The organism is Butyrivibrio sp. MC2021, from assembly GCF_000621605.1.
Classification (GTDB): domain Bacteria; phylum Bacillota; class Clostridia; order Lachnospirales; family Lachnospiraceae; genus Butyrivibrio.
Genome location: NZ_KK211315.1, coordinates 40082 through 63806, shown reverse-complemented (window position 1 = coordinate 63806; position 23725 = coordinate 40082). Strand labels below are relative to the sequence as shown.

Here is a 23725-nt window from a genome sequence, read left to right as displayed (position 1 = left end):
GTAAAAATGAGCACATCATTTTTGCGGCCCTTTTTTATACTTATTTTAGATAAAAAGTGCGCTGTATCATAGTAAAATAAAGTGAGGTGTTATGACACTTGAGGAGTATTCGACTTATGAAGATTAAAAGAAATCGCGTTATTCTTACAATAGTCCTGTTGGGAGTAGTAATGGCGCTTTTTTCTGCTGCCCTTAATATAATGTCCTATAGAAAGCTGCAGGCAGATACTGTGGTTTATTCCGGTGTTTTAAATTCTTCCAGTGCAGTAAGAAAGATCAATTACGCTTTGAGCTTTGGAAAACCCCTGGATAAGTTCTATGGACTTACAGGAATCATGGAGGGAATAACAAGACTTTCGGATGACATAAAAGGCGTTGAGATCGCCGATAAAAACAAGGGCAGAGTAGAAGCCGTAGGAGATATAACTGAATCTGTAAGAAGAACTACTTCAGAGGAGGAATATGTTTTCCGGGATGACGGATTGTATGCCTTTGTGGATTTCGACGGCGGTGAGATAATCCTTAAATTTGAAAGAGAATCCGTGGATGCAGCTACCAGAGAATATATAGGCTACATCGTCCGGATTGGCTTATACGTTATGCTGGGAGTGATCGCAGCCTCTTTTCTTGCCTGCTTTATTAAGGGAGGCAATGAGCTCAGCGTAAAAAGGATGCGCATTTCAGCCATCATAATCCTGGTTGTGTCCCAGTGCGTGCTGGGGGGCCTTGCCATGGCAAAGGTTGATTATGCTTTTGCCGAATCCCTGGATAAAATTGCAGTCATGACCGCAAAGGCAGTGGAAAGCGATATAAACGAGGTTATAGAAAAGGGCGTTGAATATAACGAGATCACAGATCTTGAGGGATATTTCGAGGAGCTTGTCCAGAGTATCTCTGAGATCTCCCGTATTGAGCTTGTAAACGGTGCGCCCCTGGAGAGCGACGGCATAAATAACCGCTATACCAGTATTGATGTGACAGGGGAGAGCAGCCTTGGCCTTAATTGTTATTACAGCAGGGATTATATCAACAGAAAGCGCGTCAACAATGCCATAGATATCCTTATTCTGATCCTTATTACGATCTTTATGAGCATGGAGGCCATCCAGTTCCTGACTAATCATATTGAATGTCGTGACACACAGTCCGCGGACGTGGTGTATATCCCGGGATTTAGGCTTTTTGTTTTCGCCGAGGGAATCGCCTTTGCGCTGGACAGCGGCTTTTTCTCTGTATTTGCCAACAAGATGTTTGATGCCATGAATCTTCCCGAATCCATGTCATTTCTAGGTGGTATGCCCAATACCATGTACTCGGTATCAGTACTTATGGGACTTTTCGGCTGTGGCTATCTTATAAATAAGTTCGGTATGAAAAAGACTCTGATAGCCGGAATTATTGCCGGTATCATCGGTTATATTCTGTGCGCCTTTTCCCCAAGCCTTCCATTCCTTATCGTTTCCAGATTCATCTTTGGTTTCTGCGACGGCATAATCGTCAATGCCATCAGGCTTTATGCGGCTTCCCAGAAGGACAAGGATATGCACAACAGGCTGCTGGTGGAATATATGGCGGCAATTAACCTGGGCGTATGCTGCGGAGTTGTAATAGGTGGTCTTATAGCGGACGTTGCGTCCTATTCTGTAGTTTATATCGTAGGTGCGGCCATAGGATGCCTGTGCCTGATGCTTATTTATATCGCTCATTTCCCGGAGAAACAGGAAAAAGAGGAACCTCTGTCTCTGACAGTGGCATTGAAGGAGCTGAGATTCCCTCAGGTTCGCATATTCATGATATTTGTTGTTATTCCTTTGTATATGTCCTCGTTGTTTGTAGAATACACATTTCCGCTGTTCGGAGATGAGATGAATCTCTCCAATTCAATGGTTGCGGGACTTCTTATGACTAATTTCATGATAATCGCATACCTCACAGATCCTATATCCGAATGGGTAACCAAGAGGATAAAGACAAGAGAGGCGATGTTTATCTACATGCTCCTTCAGACGCTGAGTATTGGATTATTTGCCTTTACATCTAGTTTCTGGGCTGCAATCCTGGCAATTATTTTCACCAGCCTTTGGGACTGCTTCGGCCTTGTGGTCATCGATTCCGGTCTGGACCACGTGAAGGGTACTGTTACCGAGCATAGTACGCTGCTTCAGATGATATTCGGAAAACTTGCCATAGGAATAGGACCTATAGCGATTACAGCCCGTCTGGGAAAAGGCGCTGCGAAGGCCACAGAGGTCATCGTGCTTGTGCTGGTTGTGGGACTTATTGTCTATGGCGCTGCGATCCTTCATTTCAACAGGAAAGACAGTGAAGGAGGTGAAAAAGCATGAAAAAGAGCATGAAAATGTTGATAATATGCGTTTTGCTGATTTCTCTGGTTCTTAATGCAAATTATGCCTTTGCTTCCGCAGGTTCAGAATCAGCGCCCCAAAGCACCGTAAGGATCGGATATGTTGAAAGTGAGGAGTATGGCTCTTTTACCCAGCTCCTTTTGTGCATAGCTCTTGAGTTTGCAGAGCAGGGAAGTATAGACAGCTCTTTTGCAGAGAAGTACAAGGACGTGAATTATGAGGAGAAATTCGTTATCGGAGATACACGGAAATTATGGGAGGATATCTGCGATGCCAATGTTTCCGGCGCAGGGTATGTCTTTGTAAGGGATGCCTTCTACAATCTGGACGAGATGGATGAGGAGGAGCAAAAGACTGTTTTAACCAGTGATGTGGACATCATGCTGTCCATGGGCACCGGCTCGGGAGTTTACCTTGCCCAGAACAAAACAGGGTACAAGTTTATGAATATGTTTGCTGCGGATCCAATAGAATCAGGCATTGTAAAAAGCACAACGGAGCGGTTTGACGACAGGTCTTTTGCCCTGGTGGATACAACGCCCTATATAAGGCAGCTGGATGCAGGTTACAAATTCCTTGGTTTTAAAAAGCTGGGCGTGGTATATGAGGATTCCGAGGACGCCTATATTTATTCCGCTATCCCCACCATAGAAGCCAAAGCAGAGCAGTACGGCTTTGAAGTGGTGTACGAGCATGTGGATGAGCCCGTTAATGATGAGGATTATGAGAAATATTACAGTGAGCTGAAGGCGGCTTACAGGAGTCTTGCGGCAAAAGGCATAGATTGCCTGCTGGTTACCATTTCCTCCATCGAATATGAGGATAAAATGCAGGAGCTTCTGGATGACTGCATCATTCCTTCAAATATAAAGACTCTGGCCCAGGATGAGCTTATTCCCGTGGCCAACGGAGTGCTCTTTGGAGTTACGCTTACGGACTGTCCGGAGTCGGCCACACATATGGTAAAGCAGATCAGAAGATATGCTGAGGAGGGAGTGCCCTTCGATAAGCTGGATATGGTCTGTGAGACCACGCCGAAGATAGGAGTGAATTACACCACCGCCAGGAGGATAGGCTTTGATATTTCATTCAAGGACCTGCTGATGGTGGACTATATTTACAGAAATGATAAAGAGGATTGAGGGAACTGGCGATGCACGGATCAGACGTGTGCAATGAAAAAAAATCGATAATGCCGCTTATTGCGGATTCTATGCGGGCATATGGGGATATGCCTGCGCTTTGCTGTGAGGAAAAAAGCTATAAATATAAGGATGTTGACAGGCTTAGCAGTCAGCTGGCGGCTTACCTCAGGAGATTGGGTCTTAAGAAGGGTGATGTGGTGTCAGTGCTGGTGCCACGGTGTGAGTATATGTCCATTGCTCCCCTTGGAATACTGAGGGCCGGCGGTGCATACCAGCCATTGGATCCGTCATATCCGGCGGAGCGCCTTAAGTTTATGATAGAGGATGCGGATGCTCTTGTGATCATTGTTTCAAAGGCGCTGGTTCATCTTATAGAGTCTGTGACCGGGGAAGGCGCAAAGCGTGAGATTCTCTATATGGAGGATATTCCAAATCTTCCGGAAGCAGATGAGGCTATATGGGAAGAGGCAGGGGGCGAAGATCCCTTTGTTATCCTGTACACCTCAGGAACCACCGGCGTGCCCAAGGGTATCATTCTGACCCATGGGAATATTTATTCTGCCTGCAAATGGCATCTTGATTATTATGGAGTGGATGCAAACTGCCGTATGGGCCAGCATCCAAGCTTTGTTTTTGACCTGGCAATAGTGGAGCTTATTCTGCCATTGACTGCCGGGGCTTCTATCTATATTATTCCTGAAGAAATAAGGACAGACCTTAAAAAACTCAATGATTTCCTTGAAAAGAACGGGATCACCCATCTCACCATGACCACGCAGCTTGGAAGACAGTTTGCCCAGACAGTTTCCAACAAATCTCTGAGGCATCTGACGGTGGGAGGTGAAGCCCTGGTTTCTGTGCGCCCGCCCAAAGGATATATGCTTCATAACGACTATGGCCCGGCGGAGTGCACGCTGTATACCACGATTTTCCCTGTAAAAGAGGAGTACACCGGTAAGGTGCCCATCGGAAGGGCAGTGGATGAGGTAAAGCTCTACGTTGTAGATGAAAAGGGGCAGGAGGTCCCGGAGGGTGAGATAGGTGAGCTGTGGATAGCAGGTCCCCACGTGGCCCTTGGATATCTGAACAGGCCTGAGCTTACCGCCAAATCCTTTATGGACAATCCTTTTTCCGATGAGCCCGATTACAAGAGGGTATATAAGTCCGGAGATCTGGTGATCCGCCATGAGGAAGGCCTACTGGAGTTCATGGGAAGGGCCGACAGGCAGGTCAAGATCCGCGGCATCAGAATAGAGCCCGCAGAGATAGAGGAGCTATTAAGAAAATATGAGGGAATAGATGAGGTGGTGATCTCAACCCCTGAGATAGGTGGTCAGAGAGTTATCGCGGCCTATTATCTGGCGGAAAAAGAACTGGATACAAAGGCTATGGAAGACTTTGTGCTGAAAAATAAGCCTTCCTACATGTGTCCCTCATTCTTTACAAGAATAAGCAGTATCCCACTTAACACCAATGGAAAGGTGGATTATGGGAAGCTTCCGATTCCTGATTTTGACAGGAATAAGGCAGTTTACGAGGAACCGGTAACCGACACGGAGAAGGCTGTAGCGGATATATATGAGGAAGTGCTGGGAATTGAAAAAGTGGGCCGAAATGACGACTTTATGCGGATCGGAGGCAATTCCCTGCTTGCAATGCAGCTTCTTTACGAGGTTGACAAGAGGCTTTCCTGCAGCCTCAGCTCCAGAGATGTCATGGATAATTCTGTGGTTTCGGCGCTGGCATCACTTATAGATAAAAGGCTGGAAGAGGGCGAGGATGCTGGATTTGCACAGATCAGGGATGTTCTGATTCCTGAGCGGGAATACTATCCTGTGAGCAAAGCTCAGGAGAGAATCTATACTGCCCAGAAGCTGCTAAATAAGGGGGACCTCACCTATCTGCTCAGCATGACCATAGAGACCGAGGGAAGGCTGGATAGGGCGAAGGTTGAGGATGCTCTATACAAGCTGTTTGCACGGCATGAGAGTTTAAGAACCAGCTTCCATATGCAGGGCTCTGAGATTCTTCAGAAGATAGAGCCTGCAAAGGAGAACCGGATCCGCAGCGCTGTTCAGAATGCATATAGGGATGGGGCACCGGAGGCATTTGTTCTTGAAGAAGCCCCACTGTTTTGGTGGAGCTTTGGAGAGGGCAGAATAACCTTTTACTGGCACCACATTGTAAATGACGGCACAGGAATGTCCATGTTTGGTAAGGAGTTTGCGGCTCTGTATAACGGCGAAGAGCTTCCCGGCATGACCATACATCAGAAGGAATATGCAGCCTGGGAGCAGGATTGGATGGCTTCCGATTCCTACAGGAAGTGCATAGAGAATTGGACAGAGCTCATAGCTGACTGTGCAGAATGTAGGGAGCTGAGGCTTCCCTATGACGGAAGGCATAATGACAGCGGAAGTTCCAAGGCCGGGCACTTCAGGCTTGAGTTCGGAGCCGGTGAGACTAACGAACTTGAGAAGATCTGCAGAGATCAGGGAATCACTCCCTATGTATATATATTTACTGCTTTTTCTCTTCTGCTCTATAAATATTCCGGCATGAAGAAGTTCCTGCTGGGCACGGCAGTGGATGGAAGGCAGCAGAGAAATACCGCATCCCTTCAGGGTATGTTTGCAAATACACTGCCTGTTCCTGTGACCATAGAGGAAGAAATGAGCTTTAATGAGCTCCTAGCCTCAGCCAGGGACAAGATACTGTTCATGCTGGATAACAGGCAGGCTTCACTGGAGGATATAGCAGAGGACTATGAAGATCTGGGAGGCTTGAGACGTACAGCCCACGGACATCAGCTGTTTGATGTCTTCTTCGTGATGCGGGATTTTGACAGCAAGCTTCCGGACATGGAGGGAAGCGGGGCGAAGCTCTACTGGCCCTATGACGAAATGCCTATGTATGACCTGACTCTGGAGGCCGGCAGGGAGAAGGAATTCTACTACTTTGTTTTTGAATATGACAAAGATCTTTTTGACGAAGAGAGCATCAGCTGGATGGGCAGGCACTTTGAGAATCTTCTCAAGTCCTGTCTGCAGATAGATACCGGACTTGTAAGCGATGTTTCCATGACAGATCAGGAGGAAAAGAAGCTCTTTCTTGATCACAGCTTTGGAGCCGTGGCAGAGTTTAAGGCTGATACCATTCTTGACAGAGTGGGGCAGCAGGCTAAGGATCATCCTGACAAGGCAGCAGTTGTATTTAAGGACAGTTATTTGACCTACAGCCGGCTCTGGGAGGCATCCGGAGCTATAGCCGGAAAGCTGTTGAAGGAATACACCGGCGCAGACATGCCTAAAAAAGAGCGTTGGGTGGGCATTATTGCAGACCGGAGCCTTGCCATGATAGCAGGGATCTTTGGAATACTGCGCTCAGGAGCAGGATACGTGCCTATTTCTCCGGAATACCCCAAAGAGCGCATAAGCTTTATGCTGGAGGATTGCGACGCGGATGCCGTTCTTGAATGTGGCGTGGACATTGATATTAGCGCGGATATCCCTGTTATTCATATGTCCGATAAAGAACTTTTCCGGGAGGATTCCCAGGAGGCAGAATGTCCGGAACTGCCGATGGTAGAGCTATCTCAGAATGCATATATGATCTTTACCTCAGGCTCCACAGGAGAGCCCAAGGGTGTTGTTGTAGAGCATGCCCAGCTTTCAGCTCTTCTTGATTCTTACAGGAATATATATGAACTTGATGCTTCAGATACAGTGCTTCAATTTGCCAACTTTGTGTTTGACCAGTCAGTGTGGGATATTTTCCACATTTTATCAGTAGGTGGTAGCCTATGCCTTATTCCCGGGGAGATAGTAAGAGACCCGGAGAGACTTTCTGACTACTGCCAGGAAAAGGGGGTTACTGTGGCATCCCTTACACCGGGATTCCTGCGGCTTATGGACCCGGAGAAGCTTCCTAAGCTTCGTCTTCTTGATGTGGGAGGCGAGGCTCCGGATTATGCCCTTTTAAAGGCCTGGAGCAGGGGAAGAACTGTATTTAACACCTATGGCCCCACTGAGACCACGGTAAATGCCACCAGTTTCAGGTTCTCAGATAAGGGCAGGGATATATTTAAGGCCAGGGAAAACAAAGAGAACGTTCCCATCGGCACCGCAGTGCCCGGGACAAGAGTATATATTTTAGAGGGAAATAAGCTCAGCGGAATCGGCGTGCCGGGAGAACTCTGCATTGCCGGAAGGCAGGTCACAAGAGGGTATCTCAACAGGCAGGAGCTTACTGATGAGAAATATGTGCAGGATCCCTTTGTAGAAGGAAGAATGTACAGAAGCGGCGACCTGGCAAGAATGCTTCCTGATGGAAACATCGAGTTTATCGGCCGTATGGATGACCAGGTTAAGCTTAGGGGCTACAGGATCGAGCTTGGCGAGATAGAATCAGCCCTTCGTGGCCTTGAGGCTGTAAAGGATGCAGCCGTAATAATCCGGGAGGATAAAAACGATGTAAGGCAGCTCTGTGGCTACTATGTCCCTGAAAATGGCGATATTTCGGGAAAGGGAATCCGGGAGATCAGGCAGCAGCTTGAAAAGCGCCTTCCCATATATATGGTTCCCTCAGCACTGGTGCCTCTTTCAAAGTTTAAGCTCACTCTGAACGGAAAGATAGACAGGAGAGCTTTGCCATGTCCTGTGGCGGGTTTTGCAGAGAATGAGGAAAATGAGAGCAGCCTTTTGCCTGAAACTCGGGAAGAAAGGGACTGCCTGGAGGCCTTTGAGGAAGTTCTTAATATCAAGGACATGAAAGCCACCGATGATTTCCTTTCCTGGGGCGGCGACTCCATCAAGGCAATAATGGTAGTTTCCATCCTCAGGAAAAAGGGCTACAGCGTCAATGCGGGAATGCTGCTTAAATGCAGGACTGCCCGGGCTCTCGGCCCGTATCTGAAGCCTGAGGAGCAGAAGGAATACACCGAATTTGATGAGGTTATACCAACACCCATTATGCGGATGTTTACTCAGGCAAAGATGGTGAATCCCGCTTACTATGCCCAGTCTGCTCTTTTTGACATAAGAGAAACTGCTGACGTAGAGGCCATTAAGGAGGCTTTGGAGGAACTTGTCAGGTACCATGGAATGCTCAGGATGGTGCTTGATAAGGAAGGAAATATAAGGATAAGAAATAAAGAGGAGCTCGACACCATAGAGCTTCCTGTTTACAGAGATATTTCAGCTCAGGAAAAAGTAAAGATTATGGGCGATATCAGCGCATCTCTTGACCCTTCTATGGGAAGAGTCATGGGGGCTGCTTTGCTGCGAAGTGAAAAGGGAGACCAGCTGTTTCTTACCTTCCATCACTATGTGATAGACGAGGTGTCCTGGGAGATCCTGACCGGGGATCTTAATGCTCTGTACAAAAAAGAATCTTTACCTCCAAGGACTGTTTCCTTCGGAGAGTGGTCCAAGGCTCTTTGGCAGTACAAGGAGTCTCCGGAGTTCATATCGGAGAAGGACTACTGGAACAAGGTCTATGAAGAGGTAGAAGGCTGCAGAGAAGGCTATTGCGGTCTTTTGAAGAATTTTATGCAGGATGAGGCTCCAAAGGATAGGAAGTCCCTGATCCTGGTAAAGGATATTGATAAGGCCCGCGCTGACAGGCTCATCAGCCTTTCCAAGAACAGATACTCTGCAAGGCCCGATGCCATTCTGGCGGCATTTTTGGTAAGGACCCTTGGCAGCAAATATGGGGCTGAAAATGTTCTTTTCCAGATGGAAAGTCACGGCAGGGGAAATATCGGAGAGGACCTCAACTGCGACAGAACAGTGGGCTGGTTTACATCCGTTTATCCAATGCTTATTCCTGCCCTTGCTGACATGGACAGGCAGATCCTTGAAATCAAAGAAGAGATGGCTCTGGTGCCTAACTACGGCCTTGGCTATGGACTTTTACATGAGAATCTTGTTGAAATCGGGGGCTTTGTATTTAACTATCTTGGCGATAGCAGGAGCAGCCGTGAGAATCTGATAGAATACAGCAGCGAATACGCGGGCCCTGAGTCCGATGCAAGGAACGTGGATCCCGGAACCATATCCGTTAACATAAGGTCGGTAGATACCGGTCTTCAAATAGAGTGCGTCTATGACAATATCTACAGCGAGGATAAGGTCAGAGGTCTTATAGATGAATACGCAACTCAGCTTGAATCCTGGCTTTCCGGGGATTTTGATAATGAGAAGATCCTTTCTCCATCAGATTTCTGCGTTTCCGAAATCATGAGCCTTAGGGACTTTGACAGACTTTCTGTAGATATAGACCCTAAGGACATAGAGGCCATTGGCCCTTTGACGCCCCTTCAAAAGGGCATGCTTTATCGCCTGTATGCTGAGCCCGAGACCGGTGCATACATGCTGCAGGATAAGCTCCTTCTTAAGGGGGATTGGAATAAGGACGCGTTCTGCAAGGCTCTGGAGCTTTCCTTTGTACGATTTGATGCCCTCAGGACCCGTTTTGCCATAAACGGCTATGAAAAACCCTGGCAGATAATCCTCCGGGAGGGTACTATTTGTGCGGAGTACAAGGAAATAAGTGGACAGACTCTGGAGGAAATCGCCGCTTCGGACCTTAAGAGAGGCTTTGACCCTGAAAAGGATGTGCTTCTCAGAGTGACCTTCAACAGGGACTCTGAAAACGATGATAATAAGGAATTCCTTGTATCTTCCCACCACTCAATCCTCGACGGCTGGAGCTTCAGGATACTTACAGATACTGTCATGGATTACTATTACAGGCTCTGTGAAGGTGGATCCTGCGACAGCCTCCGGGAGGAAGCAGTAAAAGAGGCATCCCGCGGACTTAAATACTCCGAATATCTGCGTCTTACCGGAAACAGAGAAAGTGAAGCCGTACTATCAAAGTGGGACGGATATCTCAAGGGAATAAACGAGGGAGCAGGCTTTGGGCAGCCGGGCGAAACCGGCGGAAAGGCCGCTTTTTCCAAGCTTCCCATAACCGGAGAAAAAGAGAAGAACATAAGGAAATACGCAGAGACCAATAAGGTAACCTTAAGCAGCTTTTTCAGCACTGTTTTCGGCCTTCTTCTTGGTTTTGAAAATGACGGCGCAGATATCCTCTTCGGAGAAACTGTGTCCGGCAGAAATATAAATGCTGAAGGCGTAGAAAACGCCGTGGGCATGTTTATCAACACTATCCCTGTAAGAATAAAATGGGAAGCTGATACACCGGTGTCAGAGCTTATGAAGAAGAGGCAGGAGGACTACCTGATGATGCAGCCCTTCGAAAATGCCCCTCTCGACAGGATAATGACCCGGAAAAAAGCGGGCTCAGGCCTTATAAAGACTCTTTATGTTTATGAGAATTACCCTGCAGATGAGGAGGATGACAGATACAGCATTACTATGCAGCATGAGGAGGTGGACTATCCTTTATCTGTGAGCATAGAGGAGCAGGAGGGCTTTAGCCTTGAAATCCAGTACGACAGCGGATGCTACGAGAAGTCCTACATTGAGTGCCTCATGGGAAGATTTGATAACCTCATCACCCAGATAACCTCTGACGAAAATATCAGGATCTCTGAGCTTGAGAGAATACCTGAGCGCGAGAAAAAGCTTATGCTCTCTGAGCTGGCAGGCACAGACGTGGAGTTCCCTCCGGAGAACTTCCCTGAGATGCTGCTTCGAAGTATAAAGGAGAATCCTTCAAAAGATGCTGTGATCATGGACGGCAGGAGCCTAAGCTATGAGCAGCTTTGGCGCGCTTCCCTGGCTCTTGCAAAAGAGCTTGGCTTTGGAGAGGAGCGCTACGTGGCAGTTTATGCCGACAGAAGCCTTGGAATGATCGTGGCACTTATTGCTACCTTTATTGCCGGAGCCGCCTATGTGCCTCTGGACCCGGATTTTCCTGATGAAAGAGTGCAGTTTATCCTGTCAGACTGTGAACCTGTGGCTGTTCTCAGAAGCATTATTGACGGCACACCGAATAGAAATGAACTCTTTAAGAATGCTTGTGATAAAATAATAGATATAGATGTTGACGAACTTCTTCAGAAGGAAATATCTGAAGATCTTTTGACACTGCCCATAGATCCGGAGCCGGACAGACTTGCCTACATGATCTATACCTCCGGAACCACAGGGAAGCCCAAGGGCGTTGAAATCGAACATCGCGCTCTGACTGAAATGATATACTCCAACAGGTCATTCTACGGTGATGTTTTTAAGGTTGTGCTTCAGTTGGCCAATTATGTGTTTGATGCGTCGGTGTATGAGATATTTATTCCACTGGCCTATGGCGGCACTTTATGTATGATACCCAAGGATAAGCTAAAAAGTTCTGAAGCTATGGCTAAGTATTGCAGGGATAACAGGGTCAGGCTTATTTCTTCCACCAATGCTTTTTTGCAGGCCCTTGATCCTGATAAGTTCAGCAGGTTCGATGGTATTGTGGTAGGCGGAGATGCCGCCAACAGTGATGCTTTTGCCAAATGGGCGGAGCATACAGATCTTATGGTCAATGACTATGGTCCCACGGAGGCCTGCGTAAATGCTCTGGCCTACAGATATACCAAGGGCTACAGGGGACCCATACCTATCGGAAGGCCCTATGATAACAAAAAGGTCTACATCCTGCAGAAGGATAAGCTCTGCGGAATCCTGCAAAAGGGCGAGATCTGCATCGGTGGCAAAGGGCTTGCCAGGGGATATCACAACAGGGAAGAGCTTAATGCCAAGGCCTTTGTGATCAATCCTTATACCGGGGAGCGCATGTACCGCACCGGTGACGTGGGCTATTTTGCCCCAAATGGCGATATTTTCTGCCTTGGAAGATATGACGATCAGGTCAAGATCCGAGGCTACAGAATAGAGACCGGCGAGATAGAGAGCCGAATCAGAGAATGCAGCTCCATAAGAGAAGCAGCAGTTATAAAGAGAGCTGACAACGGAAGGGAAGCTTATCTGGCGGCATACATCACTGCCGATGAAGCTATGAATACCGATATGCTGAAGGCCTATCTTAAAAAGAAGCTTCCGGCTTTTATGGTGCCCGCTGCTATTGTGCAGCTGGATAGCCTTCCCAGAAATGCCAGTGACAAGCTGGATCTGGAGGCTCTTCCTATACCGAAATTTTCCGAGCATACCGCCGCTCCGGAAGGCTATCTGGAAGAACTGATCGCTGCACTTTTTGAAAAGATACTGGGGCTTGGCAAGGTTGGAAGGGATGATTCCTTCTTCGAACTGGGCGGAAGTTCTCTGGATCTCATGAGGCTTATTTCAGAGATCAGTCAGTACGATATAAGTATTGCTGATGTAACTTTATCCCCTACACCAAGGCTTATGGGGCAGCTTTTGCAGGATAAGTACAGAGGAATCAAGCGAGAGGATAAGGGAATCTATATCCTTAAATCAGGAAGGGAAGACATACCTGCGCTGTTTTGCCTGCCTCCGTCGGGAGGAATGTCCTTATGTTACCTGCCTTTGATAAAAGAGATGGACTACGAGGGACAGGTATATGGCCTTACAGACAGTAAATATGCGGCTTTTGCCGGTATGACTCTGGAGGAGCTGATGTCAGGTTCCCGCTGTGACGACATTTTGTGGGACGAGACCATAGAAAATTATTACAGAGCTGTAGAAACTCTGTTTAAGGATGAGGATATTCTTATTGGATATTCTCAGGGTGGACCTGTTGCATTTGAGGTGGCAAAAAAGCTTGAGGACAAAGGCCATAAGGTGGGCAGAGTCATCATGCTGGATGCTCCAAGACCCGGAGTAGATTACGGACAGGAGAGCAGACCCGAGATGATGGCTACAGCTGCGGCAATCTTTGCAGGAAAGACCGATGCGGATATTACCGGCTTTGATATGACTGATGAGACCACCGAGGAAGCCTTTTTCCGGAAATATCTTAAAGAAAACTTCGGTGACAAGGCAGATAAGGAGCTTCTTCATTCCATATTTGAGACCTACCTGGTTTATTCCTCCAATGTAAGCAATAAATTGGAAATGGCCGGAACGATACAGGCTCCCATAGACAGCGCAGAGCTTGGAGGAAAGGGCGTCTCTAAGGAGAACCCCTGGAGCAAATATTCGGAGAGCGAGGGAAGGGTCTATGTATTTGATGGCCCTGCGGAAGACCATCTTGCTTTTTTATCAAAATACAGGAAAGAGCTGGCGAAAGTAGTATCAGGCTATATTAGGAGGGCGTAACATGGCAAATAGATCTGAGCCGAAAAAAGGAAGCGTTTTAACCAAATTTGCTGTAATGTTCACAATCTATGCGCTGATCATCATCACTATAAGTGCGATATACACCTATCTGAATCAGACTAAGGCATACCACACAGAATGTGAGAACAACCTGAAGGAGCTTAACGCCTACGTGGGCATGCAGCTTCGGAAGGATGGTGCCAACTTCGTAGAATTCAAGGAATATTTTAAGGATCACTACGAGGAAATGATGATCCCTGCTGACTATTCCGGCGATTACGTAGCTCTGGAAAAAGAATTTGAGACCATGTTTGCCAAGAGATACCCCGGTAAAGCCTTTCTTGCGGATATGCCCTTTGAGGAACTGGATGAGGACCTGAAGCTTAAATATGCCGAGTACACCCAGGCCTACTGGCTTACCATATTTGAGGAGACAAGAGATGCTTTTGGCCTTGCCTATGCGTATTTTGTATATCCTGTGGACGACCTTCATGTATGCTATATGATTGATGCTGTTCGAGGAGTCAAGTCGGTTGACGGCAAGGATTATCTCTACCTGGGAGATACTGTTGAGACTGATATTGATAAACATAAGACCTTCTGGGAGGCCTGGAACACAGGTGTTGAGCCCACAGAATTCGATATTTTTGATAATGAATACGGACACAACTATGCTTTTTATACACCTCTTGTAATAGATGGTGAAAAAGTGGGACTTATCTGCTCCGAGGTCAGCGTTCTCAGTGTGAATCAGGCCATAATTCAGGCGGTGTTCAGTCAGTTTATCGGCTTGTTGGCGGTACTTCTTTTGGGTACCGGCATCATGATCATGCTGATTCGTAAGAATTTCCTTAATCGAATCATCAGTCTGGATGGAAGCGTTGAGAAGTATTCCCGTGAAAAGGATGAGAATATTGCTGAGGAGATCAGGAATAATAACAAGGGCGATGATGAGATCAGAAGCCTTTCCGATCAGTTCGCCAACATGATAATCGAGCTTAAGGACTACATGCTCAATCTTCAGCATGTAACTGCGGAAAAAGAGAGGATTGGCGCGGAGCTTAACGTAGCTACCAAGATCCAGGCGGATATGCTTCCGAAGATATTCCCGCCCTATGCAGAGCGCGAGGAGTTCGTTCTGGCGGCTTCCATGGATCCGGCAAAAGAGGTGGGTGGAGACTTCTACGATTTCTTCTTTATTGATGAAGACCATCTGGCACTTGTGGTTGCGGATGTTTCCGGAAAAGGCGTTCCGGCTTCCCTGTTCATGGTAATAGCCAAGACTCTTATCAAGAACAGAGCCATCATGGGAGGAAGCCCCTCGGAGGTCCTTACCGACGTCAACAACCAGCTCTGTGAGGGCAATGACGAAGGCCTCTTTGTTACAGTCTGGCTGGCAATACTGGATATCAATACAGGAAAAGGCCTTGCTGCCAACGCAGGACATGAACATCCTGTTCTTAAGAGAGCCGACGGTAAATTTGAGCTTGTGGAATACAGACATTCACCTGCTGTTGCGACAGTGGAAGGAATACGATTCAAAGAGCATGAATTTGAGCTTCATCCCGGGGATACACTTATTCAATACACTGACGGTGTTTCAGAGGCAACGGATATACATAATGAGCTCTTTGGCAATGAGAGACTTTTGACAGCCCTTAACAAAGATCCTAATCAGGAGCCTGAGCAGCTCATTGAGACACTTAGAAAAGATATCGATGAGTTCGTGGGAGAGGCGCCCCAGTTCGACGATATCACCATGCTTTGTTTCAAATTTTTCGGAAAGAAATAATAGCAGTTGTTTTTGTTGACATCTTTATATATAATGGGAGAATATTTGGATTGGAGGATATATAAAGATGAAAATTGCAGTAACTTATGATAATGGTCAGATTTTCCAGCATTTTGGACATACAGAACAGTTTAAAGTGTATGAGGTTGAGGATGGCAAAGTAGTATCCTCTGAGATCGTTGATTCTAACGGAAGCGGCCACGGTGCACTGGCCGGACTTCTTGCTAATAATGATATCAAGGTTCTTATCTGCGGCGGTATCGGCGGCGGTGCCTATGACGCTCTTAAGGAGTATGGCATTGAAATGTTTGCCGGAGCAGAGGGAAGCGCTGATGAGGCTGTAGAGGCTTACCTTAAGGGCGAGCTTGAGAGCACAGGCGTTAACTGTGATCACCACGGCGAAGGACATTCTTGCGGAGATCATGAGGATGGTCATTCCTGCGGACATCATGAGGAAGAGGAAGCTGAGGAAGGCTGCGGCGGTTGTTCTTCAGGCGGTTGTGGCAGCTGCGGCGGATGCCATTCAGAGCCTTTATTCGAGGGTAAGAACGTAGGCAAGACCTGCAGAGTACATTACAAGGGAACCTTCAACGACGGTGAGCAGTTCGATTCTTCCTATGACAGAGGAGAGCCCCTTGAGTTTATCTGTGGCTATGGATTTATGATCGAAGGCTTCGACAGAGCAGTAGCTGAGATGGAAGTAGGACAGATTGTTGATGTTCATCTCACAGCAGATCAGGCTTACGGCGAGCACGATCCCAAGCAGGTTATAACAATTCAGATCGCTGAGCTTCCCGGCGCTGAGTCTGTAGAGGTAGGTCAGAGAGTATACCTTCAGGATATGTACGGAAGACCTATTCCTGTTAAGGTTACAGATAAGACTGAGACAGAGATCACTTTCGATGCTAACCATGAGATGGCAGGCAAAGAGCTTAACTTCAAGATTGAGCTGGTTGAAATAGCTGAGTAAAAAACGTGAAAAAGAGCGGTTCCCTTGACATTTTGTCGAGGGAATCTTTTTTGTTGCACAAGACCGGCAAGCGAATGGATGCTTGCATACAAATTCATTTGCCGGTCGTAAGAACATGGAGCACTAAGTGCGGAATGCTCGTGTGCGAAATCGAGTAGGAGTCAGGCTACTCGATTTTAAAATAGTGAACAAATAACATTTCATGCTGATAAAAATAGTGAATTAGAGATGACATTAGAGATGATATGTTGCAGTATACTTGTTATAATTGTCCTCTAATTATAAAAAATATGCTTACAGGACAATTATAACGCAAAAAATGTGTTATAATTGTCCTGTAATAATAAAATTAATCAAAAATAGGACAATTAGCATGATAGGAAGAACAAAAGAGCAGGAAGAACTGAATAGGATATATGAAAGAAAACAGACTGATTTAGTGGTGATTTACGGCAGAAGACGTGTTGGAAAAACATATCTTGTAAATAATACTTTTAAGGGAAGATATGCATTTCATCATACAGGACTATCACCAGTAAATGAAAGCGGAAAAGCAGTAACCTTAAAGGACCAGCTTGAAAGCTTTTATCTGTCCCTGCAGATGTATGGGATGAAAAAAGGTGCAAGACCAACCAGCTGGCTTGAGGCATTCTTTATGCTTAAGAAGCTGCTTACAGAAAAAGATGATGGTTCAAAGCAGGTAGTTTTTATTGACGAACTCCCCTGGATGGATACCAAAAAATCCAGGTTTATTACAGCGTTTGAAGAATTCTACAATGGTTGGTGTAATGAACGTGGAAATGTCATGCTGATAGTGTGTGGAAGTGCTAACTCATGGATTCAGAATAAGCTGATAAATAATAAAGGTGGTCTTTATAACAGGATTACCCATAAGATAAAACTGTTGCCATTTACCCTGAAAGAGTGTGAAGAATACTTCTTAAGTCAGAATATCCAATTTTCCAGATACGATATTACACAGAGCTATATGGTATTTGGTGGTGTTCCTTATTATCTGGGCTATATGGATGGAAGATTGAGCCTGGCTCAGAATATCGATAGGATACTGTTTGATGAGAATCCCATGCTTAAAGGGGAATATGAAAATCTTTTCACATCAGCATTTGATAAGCCTACAAAGACAAAAGAGATTGTTGAGTTTTTGTTTGGAAGGAATCTTGGGTATACAAGAAGTGAAATATCCGAAAAATTCAGTGATATTTCAGGTAGCGAACTAAACAAGATTCTTTCAGCACTTGAAGAAAGTGACTTTTTAATTAAATATATTCCGTTTTCAGATGGTAAACGGGAAGAAAAATACAGATTGTCTGATCCATATTGCCTGACATATTTATATTTTATTAAAGGTCAAAAGAAAAAAGAAAGTTTTTGGCAATACAATGTAAATTCAAGCACTTTAAATACTTGGAGAGGCCTGGCTTTTGAAAATGTATGCTATCGACATTATCCACAAATCAAGAAAGCTCTGGAAATTAATGGAGTTGAGGCAAACATGTCCATGTGGATAAAAGAGAAAAACGACGATTCAGAAGGAACTCAGATCGATTTACTGATAGATCGTGCAGATAATGTAGTAAATCTTTGTGAGCTGAAGTTTTATAGTGGTGAGTTTTCTGTTGATAGCAGCTATGAAGAGAAGATGCGTACTAGGGACAGGCTTATAATGGAAAAGATATCCAGAAAAAAAGTTGTCAGGAACACACTTGTAACGACGTATGGATTAAAGAAAAATGCTTACAGTGGGATATTTACTAATGTGATAACCATGGAAGCGTTATTTGATTGTTGATTTCCAGCCTATAACATGACATAGATGTGGTTACGGGCTGAAAATCAACAATATATGAAATTGTATAAAAAATACTGGTATATAACGCACAGAACCAAAAGTCACAGAACAATTCAAGGTTGCTCATGTATTATTACAAAAGATGAAACAGCAATAATGGAGTAAAAGGTAGTATGAAAAAGGAGCAGAAAAGTGTTACTAATAAAAAAAGATTTAGTTACTTCCAAAATAAAGTTCAATATTGTATTTGAAAAAGTAGCAGAGGATTTACTAATGATATCATTAGTAAATCCTGAATTTAAAGGGATTCCAAGCCATTGGAGATTAACAAATGTTGTTGGAATACCACCGTTGGAGCTAGGGATTGATTGTCAAGATGGATTCATTTCCGATGCAACATTTTTCGTTGATGGATTAACTATAAAAAAGGGGGAAGATATTAGCATACCCTCATTAGACGGAAATATCATAGTTGATACTAGTATTTTTACCAAAGTTAATGATTATATTGATGTTAATCAATCATATGATATTTACTATTGTGAAAACAAATTGATTTGTTCTTTTGATGAAACAAAGGAAATTGTGAATTCTTTTAGAAATGATAGAGTAGAAATATTTGTAGATAGTAACGATCAAATTATAGGTTTTTCAATATGTGATTTATCAATAGATGAAAAGAATTTGATTAATAGTATTACCATGAGGTGAATATGTCTAAAGCAGGATTAGAAGTTGCAGTGAAGTATGGAGAAAAACTAAATGAGTTTAATAGCATGGCTGATGCAGAAAGCTATTTTTTTGAATACAAGGATAGTTTATTAAGCAGGTTTGAGAATATCTGCACGGACAGCAAGTTTAATGCTGATTATTCAGTAGACAGCCTGAAAACATTGGAAAAATGGTACTTTGAATTATGGGAAAAGGATGATTTTGCTTCATTTGCAGTTTCTAGAGCAGAGTTTGAAGAGATGCTTACAGTGTATTTTGATGAAGTAGCTGTTAGAAACATTGATGAAGCTCAATGGGAGGTTATGGCATATCCTTTCGTTAATGGAAAATATGAATTGGGGTTAAAATGCGGATTGATGAATTTGGCTGGGCTGGGACATTTTAGAGATCTGTGTACGATGCAGGGAAATAAAAGAAGAAATTTCATATCCAGAGAGTATAAAAAGTATTTCGATACTTATTTGCAATATATGCAGGATCAAAAGTAATGATAGTGGTACAACTATCGCAAGTTGTACCAGGTACAAAAAACTGGCCTCTCTGGTCTCCTGTAGATTAAAGAGTGTAAGGGGTATATTCATCACATTTACCTCTATAAGATGTGCGTTAGCACAGATAAAACTGTGCGTTATCACGAATTTACTATTTTGTACCATTAGGATTTTTACCTATATACAATTATAATTGTTAGAACGATCATTTCAATCTGGACAAGCTTTTATTTCAAGCATGAATTTCTTCACTCCGGCCATCAATTCTTTACGAAGGTCTTTCGCAATGAAATCGATTGGGAATCTAAGAATTCAATCATGTAGGAGTTCAAGAAAGGGTTCAATTCAGCTTCCCAAAGTCAATGAGGGTCTGCTCTGAATGATAGCAGTGATACAATTTTGACCTCAACATGAGCTTTTGAGTGCAAAGGTGAATATAATAACGCTCATATACGTGTGATATAATGATAACAAGAGTGTTTTTGACTATCCAGTAAGCAATTGCAAATGAGGGATATATGAATCAGTGCGAAGAGATTAGATACAATGACTTTTTACGTATTATACGCAAAGAGAAAAATGCATCATATGAAAAGCTGGGATATGGTCTATATTCCCCAGCCATGATGCACTATATTGAAAAAGGAGAAAAAACGCCTGATTATAGATTCAGAAATAGACTTTTGGCAAGGCTTGGAATATCTTCTGAGAGGTATGAGGATTTTGTCCAATTTGACGAATATGACAGGTGGAAAAAATGTCAGGATCTTATATTTGCTATTGAGCAAGAAGATATGATTACAGCCAAAAGCATCATAGATGATCTGGAGACCGATGGGAAGGACAAGATTGAAAAGCAGTTTATCCTGGATATGAAAGCCAGACTGAGTCTGATGTCCGGAGAAGACTGCGGAAAGGCTATATTACTATATCGGGAGGCAATAGAGCTGACTATGCCTCAGCTACCAATTGAGAACTTGAAAGAATATTTGCTTGCACCCGATGAAATATATCTGATTCTGAAGTACTTGTCTTTACAGAACCGGTATGTTAATAAACCAGATGATTATCGTAGCCAAAAATCACGGTATATCAGCGTTCTGGAATATATCAGGAGTTCTCAATTAAGATTCGAAGCTAAGGCAAAAGTATATCCTATGGCTGTAGTTGGTTATTATTATCTGTTAAAAAAGAGCGCTAATACAATTGTCAAGGACTGGGATGAACTCTGCCGATATAGTAATGACGCTATAGAACTATTGAGGGAAGCCAAAAGATCTTATTACTTATCGGAGCTCATTGGCGCCAGAGAAGCTATTTATGATATGTATACGTCTGTTGCTTGTGATAACAGCATTACCGAAGAAACAATCAATAGTGAATCAGCAATGAATATAGCCTTAAACTCTTTACGGGATGAATACAATGTTTCCATAGATGTTGAAAACAGCGGTTTTATTTATGATGATGCTATAGTTTGCTGCCTCAATGACATAATAAGAACTCGCAGACTTATGTATGGGATGAGCCGGGGAGAACTATCAGAAATGATTTGCTCAGAAAGAACCATAATGAGAATAGAGAACAAAAAGGTAAAAGCACAAACTGAAACAGTTTCAAGACTATTGTTAAAACTTGGACTTAGCAGCGATTACAGGCGCAGTGAAATAATGACCGATGACATTCATGTATTGAACACATATGCAAGGTATCTTGCTGCAAGCAATGATTCTGATGCCAGGCAAAAAAATCAGTTGCTGTTGCAGCTAAAAAAGGAATTACCTGCAAGCAAATGGAACCAGCAGCTTTTAATCAGGCTAATTAATCTTCAGAAGATAAACAGAAAAGAAATATCTGTCGAAAGATTTGCTGATAATCTAGAGAGGGCACTAGATCTCACATTGCCACGAAATTTTGAATGTAGTCCAGATTCATATTTTACAAAATCGGAAATGGTCATTTTTATGAACCTGGCCGGCAAAGGACACAAAGAAAAGTATAAAGATGTGCTAATAAAAAAGTGCGACTTCTATGAAGAGAATGGAGTAAGAAACTATAAATCAATCTACAATTCAATTATGGGAAATGCTGCAAATGAATTGGGAAACCTTGGAAAATATGACGAGTCAAATGCTATCTCCCAGAAGATTATCATAGAGGATCTTAAAAGTTACAGGCTCCATTCGGTTCATGTAAATATCAGTAATATTGCGTGGAATAAGGCTAAGCTTAATAAAGATCCTTCCAATAACGTATATGCAGATATACTGAAACAGAGCATTACTATAAGTGATTTTTGCAGAGATAATACTATGAATATGGTATATAATTCAAAGCTAAACCAGTTAAACGCCGGAAAAGATTGGACTATTTAGTTCAGAATTCTTCATCCTCAATTTCTTCTATAAAGCCCAAAGGCCTAATAGATCCCTGGCCGCCGGGTACTTTTCCACCGGTGACTATTAGGTTGGATGGTATCAATGCTACTAAGGCAGCTGCTACAATGGTAATAAATAGTGATCTGATTAGTGTTTTCAAAATAAATAAACTCCTTTAATATCAATAGACATATTTGAAATATGTCGTAATTTTGTACTAAAAGAATATAAATACATGCAGAGATTTTTACAAGTGACAGAGCAGTGAAAATAAATTTTCACTGCTCTGTCACTACTTCTTTATGGAGTAATACCATAAAATTTTCTTGGAATATAAAACGTATGCTAAGGAGGTAACAATGAAGAAACGGGTTTTATTGGGGATGATGGTGATTATCATTGGATTTACTATACCGGGGCAGGTAAGAGCTTATGACGAGGAGAATGTGATAGATAACGAGATAGAAATCTCCTCAGTGGACTATGAAAGTGATTCCGTGGAAGAAAATGAAGAAACGGAAGATATCGGAGAGAATGATAAAAATGATGGAATAGATGATATTGATCCATTAATGGAAGAACAGGGGGAGAGCACAGCTAATGATGAAGAAGAGGCCTTTAAAGTAGTACAGACTAAGGGGGCGGCAAAAGCGGTAGCTGTTTCCGAATTGACCATATCAGGAAGCACCCTTGTCGCAGCCGGAAAGAGTTATCAGTACACGGTTTCCGCCCTGCCTAAAAATGCGTCAATTGCAGTTGTATGGGAAGTTTCTTCTTCAGACCAGGGAGTTAGTATTGATTCAAAAGGAAAACTGAAAATTGCTAAAGACTGTTCATTAACAAGCTGCGAAATCAGTGCTACTTCAAAAGAAAATGGAGAGATCAAGGATACATATACAGTTAATATCAATCCCTGTTACATCAAAAGTATGGACATTCTTGAGGATGGAAAAAGCATTGTTGGAAGCACAAAGAAAAATGTTATTTTTTGGACGTCGGGAACAACAGGTGCAAGGACATCCTTTACTCCGGATGTAAAGCTGACCTCATCCAATGGGAGAGAGTTCATTAAAAGACCTTATAAGATCACCTGTGACAACGAGAACATCGTAAAAGTGGATGAAAACGGGAAGATAAGTGCAACCGGTAATGGAACAGGCACAGCAAAGATTAAATACACAGCAATTGACGGATCTAAGAATTCAGAAGGAAATACTCTGACAAAGACAATAACTGTACGCGTTGAAAACCCGGTTACAGGGGTATCACTCCTTATTCCGGAAGATCGCAGCAAATATATAGTTAAAGGCAAAACGATAAAGCTTAGCGCACTTGTAAATTCCGCTTATGGAGCTCCCATGACAAAGGAAGTCACCTATAGATCAAGCAATCCGGCTGTTGCTACAGTTTCTGAGAGCGGCGTAGTAACGATGAAAGCCGGCTCATATTCACCTGTAACTATCATAGCTACGGCCAAGGATGGAAGCAATGCATCTGGCTCAATTGACCTTGTTGGCTGCAACGCGGTAAAGAACATATCTCTTGGAGATATTCCGTATCATAAGGCTGATACCAGCAAGGTGACCATAATATCACTTAAGGATGGAAAGCTTGAACTTCCCCTCAAATACAACGACCCGGAAGGAGGAGATGCAGAGAAAATGCGTGTCTGTCCCGATATCCAGGTAAAATCAGATACTCCCAAATGTCTTGAAGCCAGCTATAAAGATGGTGTCTTGACTCTTAATCCTTTAAATAAATTTGAGACAAAGAACATCATTATCCAGGTAAAAGTCCTTGATGGATCAGGCCTTGTTAAAAAGTGGAATTTCAAAGTATCAGAGTAAGGAG

Annotated in this window: 11 protein-coding genes; 10 read left to right on the top strand and 1 reads right to left on the bottom strand. The window is 43.8% G+C overall.

Annotation, left to right across the window (positions count from 1 at the left end; all coding sequences use genetic code 11):
* Positions 1–116: 116 nt before the first annotated feature.
* From T359_RS0117760 to T359_RS0117720, 9 genes are all read left to right on the top strand, one after another.
* On the top strand, positions 117–2345 hold the full coding sequence (locus T359_RS0117760; RefSeq protein WP_026518553.1) for an MFS transporter: 2229 nt from the start codon (positions 117–119) through the stop codon (positions 2343–2345).
* Positions 2342–3508: a hypothetical protein gene (locus T359_RS0117755; protein WP_026518552.1), complete on the top strand. Its 1167-nt coding sequence runs from the start codon at positions 2342–2344 to the stop codon at positions 3506–3508. Before T359_RS0117760 ends, T359_RS0117755 begins: the two co-directional genes overlap by 4 nt.
* Before the next feature lie 11 nt (positions 3509–3519).
* Positions 3520–13701: a non-ribosomal peptide synthetase gene (locus tag T359_RS0117750; protein WP_026518551.1), complete on the top strand. Its 10182-nt coding sequence runs from the start codon at positions 3520–3522 to the stop codon at positions 13699–13701.
* Position 13702: 1 nt separating this feature from the next.
* Entirely contained in the window at positions 13703–15493 is a 1791-nt protein-coding gene (locus T359_RS20990; protein WP_051545592.1) for a PP2C family protein-serine/threonine phosphatase, read from the top strand.
* A 67-nt stretch (positions 15494–15560) separates the two neighbouring features.
* The gene (locus tag T359_RS0117740) at positions 15561–16463 is read left to right on the top strand and encodes a NifB/NifX family molybdenum-iron cluster-binding protein (protein ID WP_026518550.1); all 903 of its coding nucleotides are present in this window, start codon (positions 15561–15563) and stop codon (positions 16461–16463) included.
* 373 nt (positions 16464–16836) lie between these two features.
* Positions 16837–18273 carry an AAA family ATPase gene (locus T359_RS0117735; RefSeq protein WP_035784897.1) on the top strand — a complete coding sequence of 479 codons (1437 nt, stop codon included), beginning with the start codon at positions 16837–16839 and terminating at the stop codon, positions 18271–18273.
* 192 nt (positions 18274–18465) lie between these two features.
* The gene (locus tag T359_RS0117730) at positions 18466–18984 is read left to right on the top strand and encodes a hypothetical protein (protein WP_026518548.1); all 519 of its coding nucleotides are present in this window, start codon (positions 18466–18468) and stop codon (positions 18982–18984) included.
* A 2-nt stretch (positions 18985–18986) separates the two neighbouring features.
* Positions 18987–19493 (top strand): hypothetical protein, encoded by a 507-nt coding sequence (locus T359_RS0117725; RefSeq protein ID WP_026518547.1) that lies wholly within the window; start codon positions 18987–18989, stop codon positions 19491–19493.
* Between the two features lie 521 nt (positions 19494–20014).
* On the top strand, positions 20015–21871 hold the full coding sequence (locus T359_RS0117720; protein WP_026518546.1) for a helix-turn-helix domain-containing protein: 1857 nt from the start codon (positions 20015–20017) through the stop codon (positions 21869–21871).
* A gap of 1 nt (position 21872) precedes the next feature.
* Here T359_RS0117720 and T359_RS22655 read toward each other — a convergent pair whose 3' ends face one another.
* Complete coding sequence (locus T359_RS22655; protein ID WP_155840177.1) at positions 21873–22034, bottom strand: hypothetical protein; 162 nt, start codon at positions 22032–22034, stop codon at positions 21873–21875.
* A 199-nt stretch (positions 22035–22233) separates the two neighbouring features.
* Between T359_RS22655 and T359_RS0117710 the strand changes: the two genes are divergently transcribed.
* Positions 22234–23721, top strand: a complete 1488-nt coding sequence (locus T359_RS0117710) for an Ig-like domain-containing protein (RefSeq protein WP_081795657.1) — start codon at positions 22234–22236, stop codon at positions 23719–23721.
* Positions 23722–23725 lie beyond the last annotated feature (4 nt).

Bases quoted from the DNA above. Each gene is read 5' to 3' on its own strand.
- T359_RS0117760 (WP_026518553.1), top strand. From the start codon at position 117: ATGAAGATTAAAAGAAATCGCGTTATTCTTACAATAGTCCTGTTGGGA.
- T359_RS0117755 (WP_026518552.1), top strand. From the start codon at position 2,342: ATGAAAAAGAGCATGAAAATGTTGATAATATGCGTTTTGCTGATTTCT.
- T359_RS0117750 (WP_026518551.1), top strand. From the start codon at position 3,520: ATGCACGGATCAGACGTGTGCAATGAAAAAAAATCGATAATGCCGCTT.
- T359_RS20990 (WP_051545592.1), top strand. From the start codon at position 13,703: ATGGCAAATAGATCTGAGCCGAAAAAAGGAAGCGTTTTAACCAAATTT.
- T359_RS0117740 (WP_026518550.1), top strand. From the start codon at position 15,561: ATGAAAATTGCAGTAACTTATGATAATGGTCAGATTTTCCAGCATTTT.
- T359_RS0117735 (WP_035784897.1), top strand. From the start codon at position 16,837: ATGATAGGAAGAACAAAAGAGCAGGAAGAACTGAATAGGATATATGAA.
- T359_RS0117725 (WP_026518547.1), top strand. From the start codon at position 18,987: ATGTCTAAAGCAGGATTAGAAGTTGCAGTGAAGTATGGAGAAAAACTA.
- T359_RS0117720 (WP_026518546.1), top strand. From the start codon at position 20,015: ATGAATCAGTGCGAAGAGATTAGATACAATGACTTTTTACGTATTATA.
- T359_RS0117710 (WP_081795657.1), top strand. From the start codon at position 22,234: ATGAAGAAACGGGTTTTATTGGGGATGATGGTGATTATCATTGGATTT.